At 31.4% G+C, this 2,830-nt stretch carries 3 protein-coding genes; all 3 read right to left on the bottom strand.

Annotated elements, in window-relative coordinates:
* Positions 1-68 precede the first annotated feature (68 nt).
* The 3 genes from CN514_RS23420 to CN514_RS23430 all read right to left on the bottom strand — a co-directional run bounded on the left by CN514_RS23420 (position 69) and on the right by CN514_RS23430 (position 2,729).
* On the bottom strand, positions 69-1,691 hold the full coding sequence (locus tag CN514_RS23420) for an ABC-F family ATP-binding cassette domain-containing protein (RefSeq protein WP_097977662.1): 1,623 nt from the start codon (positions 1,689-1,691) through the stop codon (positions 69-71).
* A gap of 124 nt (positions 1,692-1,815) precedes the next feature.
* A complete protein-coding gene (locus tag CN514_RS23425; protein WP_098234635.1) occupies positions 1,816-2,454 on the bottom strand; it encodes an SdpI family protein in 639 nt (212 codons plus the stop codon).
* A 17-nt stretch (positions 2,455-2,471) separates the two neighbouring features.
* On the bottom strand, positions 2,472-2,729 hold the full coding sequence (locus tag CN514_RS23430; RefSeq protein ID WP_097977665.1) for an autorepressor SdpR family transcription factor: 258 nt from the start codon (positions 2,727-2,729) through the stop codon (positions 2,472-2,474).
* Between the last annotated feature and the right edge of the window lie 101 nt (positions 2,730-2,830).

The raw sequence follows: 2,830 nt of genomic DNA on the forward strand, positions 1-2,830 counted from the left end.
CACTAATCAATTGATTAGTGGTTTCACTCCTCTCACACTTTTATTGTGAAAGGCCTGTGTAGTTGGAATTACTTATTATATAACTCTTCTACTTGCTTTTGTAAATCCTTGTTCTCTAAGAACTCATCATAAGTACACTCTTTGTCAACTAAACCGTTTGGTGTTACTTCAATGATACGGTTTGCAATTGTTTGAATGAACTGATGGTCATGAGATGTAAATAATGCAGTACCTTTGAAGGCAATTAAACCATTATTTAATGCCGTAATTGACTCTAAGTCTAAGTGGTTTGTAGGATCATCTAATACTAATACGTTTGCTCCACTTAACATCATTTTTGAAAGCATACAACGAACTTTTTCTCCCCCAGAAAGAACAGAAGCTTTTTTCATTACTTCCTCTCCTGAGAATAACATACGTCCTAAGAAACCACGTAGGAAGCTTTCAGACTCATCTTGTGGAGAGAACTGACGTAACCATTCGATTAAGTTCATATCACTTTTTTCAAAGAACTCAGAGTTATCTTTAGGGAAAAATGCTTGAGAAGTTGTTACACCCCATTTAAATGAACCTGTATCTGGCTCCATTTCACCCATTAAAATTTTAAATAAAGTTGAAATTGCAACGTCATTTTTACCAACAAATGCAATTTTATCGCCTTTATTTACAGTAAAACGTACATTATCTAATACTTTTTCACCATCGATTGTTTTTGAAATTCCGTCAACAGTTAATAAATCATTCCCAACTTCTCTCTCTGGCGTAAATCCAACGAATGGATAACGACGAGAAGATGGTCTAATATCATCAAGCGTAATTTTATCTAAAAGTTTTTTACGAGAAGTAGCTTGTTTTGCTTTTGATGCATTTGAGCTAAATCGAGCAATAAATCCTTGTAGTTCTTTAATTTTCTCTTCTTTTTTCTTATTAGCATCAGACATTAATCTTTGAGCTAGTTGACTTGATTCATACCAGAAATCATAGTTACCAACATAAAGTTGAATTTTACCAAAATCTAAATCAGCCATATGCGTACATACTTGATTTAAGAAGTGACGGTCATGTGATACAACGATAACTGTGTTTTCAAAGTTAATTAAGAAGTTTTCTAACCATTGAACAGCTTTAAGATCTAAGTTATTCGTTGGCTCATCTAGTAAAAGAATATCTGGTTGACCAAATAATGCTTGAGCAAGTAAAACTTTTACTTTCTCGCCTGCTTGTAATTCAGCCATTTTTTTATCATGTAAGTCTTCTGTAATGCCAAGACCTTTTAATAAAATCGCAGCTTCTGATTCTGCTTCCCAACCATTTAACTCTGCAAACTCACCTTCAAGTTCTGCAGCTTTCATGCCATCTTCTTCAGTGAAATCTTCCTTCATGTAGATTGCATCTTTTTCTTTCATTACTTCATAAAGACGAGTATGACCCATAATAACTGTTTGAAGAACTTCAAACTCTTCATATTCAAACTGATTTTGTTTTAATACTGCAAGGCGCTCACCTGGCGTTACAATAACATCACCTGTAGACGGCTCGATATCACCAGATAAAATTTTAATAAAAGTAGATTTACCCGCACCATTAGCACCGATTAAACCGTAACAGTTACCTGGTGTAAATTTTATATTAACATCATCAAATAATTTTCTGTCCGCAAAACGCAAACTAACATTAGAAACTGTAATCATATTAATTTTATTCCTCCAACTCTTTTGCTCTACTCTTTACAATACCATACTTTAAAGGGAAATTAAATTTTTTCTAAAATAATTTCATAATCAATCACCAAATTTTGTAAAAAATTAGCTTAATTTAGTTTTTCATTTCCTTTTTAAAGGCAATATATGAGTATATAGTTGTGAACCCAACTAAAAATATAATCAATGGAATGACAATTATTCCTTTGTTACTCACAGGAATAAAATAAAGCACCAAGAAACATAAACCAACAATCATAAATAATCTACCGCTAACACGATGTGTTTTTTTCCAAACATTTTCATTACTTAATGTCCAAGGTGTACGGACGCCAATAAAATAATTCGAACGAACATGAGGCATATAATTTCCAAGAAACATAAACAAAAGCCCAATAAAGAGAAAACTCATTGAACCAATATGAACGTTATAACCTAAGCCATAAAATAAAACACTCATATTAATTAAAAAGAAAATAAATAAAATCCCTGTCGCCATAAAGTACAAGCTACTTTGGAATAACTTATAATTCTCTTTCCTTGGATCAATCTTCGGAGTAACAATTGGCAATAAATAAACGAAAATCATGAGCGCATGAAGCTCGATAAATGTTTTCATCTTTGAATCGTAATTATTAACATTACCTGAAAAATCCCAGTGAACTGGTAGTTGACTTGGTAAATCATGAAAGTTAATAATCCATAATACTAGTGAACAAATAAATAGTAAAATTGCTAAAATATGCTTCTTCAAAATCTGTCACCTCTCAATTATTTTTCTTTAAAACTATATGCCCAACTAATAATTTCTTGGAAAACCGTCATATTTAGAGAATAAATAATAAATTGCCCCTTCTTTTCATCTTGAATTAACTGGGCTGACTTCAATATTTTAAGATGCTGCGAAATACTAGGTTTTGACATATCGAATTGTTCTGAGATTTCTCCAGCAGTTAAATCCTTCTCTTTTAATAGATCTAAAATTTTCCTTCGAGTTGGATCCGATAATGCTTTAAATAATTCGTTCACATTTCACACCTCTAAGATTTAGTATTTAGTTAATTAACTAAATACTAAAATCTATTTGTCTAATTGTCAATTATGCTAAAATTAGAAATAGATTATTTTAA

The sequence above is a fragment of the Bacillus sp. AFS001701 genome (assembly GCF_002559405.1).
In the GTDB taxonomy this organism is placed as follows: domain Bacteria; phylum Bacillota; class Bacilli; order Bacillales; family Bacillaceae_G; genus Gottfriedia.

Excerpts from the sequence above, each read along its gene's own strand:
- CN514_RS23420 (WP_097977662.1), bottom strand. The coding sequence starts at position 1,691 with ATGATTACAGTTTCTAATGTTAGTTTGCGTTTTGCGGACAGAAAATTA.